Consider the following 512-nt stretch of genomic DNA (forward strand, 5'->3'; position numbering starts at 1 on the left):
CCAAGTTCGTTCTTGGCGGTCTCAAAACTGTCCTCAATGGCCCAGCGGTGGCCTTCGACCCGGACCAGGGTTTCGATGCCGGTTCCGGCGGGGCACCAGGTGGTAAAGAAAGCCAGTTCGCCATCGGCGATGTGCCGGCGGATCAGCAGGCCCCGCGTCCACAGGCCGGTTCTGTTGTCGCTATAGTCAGCGGCCTCCAGGTCGGCCAGTTCCAGATAGGCCCAGTCATGCAGACGGGGGCCTTTGGTGCCCTCACCACAGGACAGGCGCTGCCAGTCGCCGGTTTCCAGCCCCTCGGCGATGCTCTGCGCCGTGCCGCCGACCGGCCTGGGCTTGTCCCAGGAATTGAACCGGTGATCGGCCTTGACGCCCAGCACATAGCCCTTGCCCTGGCGGCGCAGCAACATCTCCAGGCCGCCGACGCCATAGACACTGTCGGCGGCGACCCAGCCGAACGGCGTGCCCGTCGCTACCGCGCGCTCAATCATAGCCATGGCCAGCACCGGCTTGGT

Annotated in this window: 1 pseudogene; it reads right to left on the reverse strand. The window is 66.2% G+C overall.

Annotated elements, in window-relative coordinates:
• Positions 1-512, reverse strand: a pseudogene (locus IEW15_RS25695) (IS701 family transposase); the annotation flags it as partial.

The organism is Tistrella bauzanensis, assembly GCF_014636235.1.
Taxonomy (GTDB): Bacteria; Pseudomonadota; Alphaproteobacteria; order Tistrellales; family Tistrellaceae; genus Tistrella; species Tistrella bauzanensis.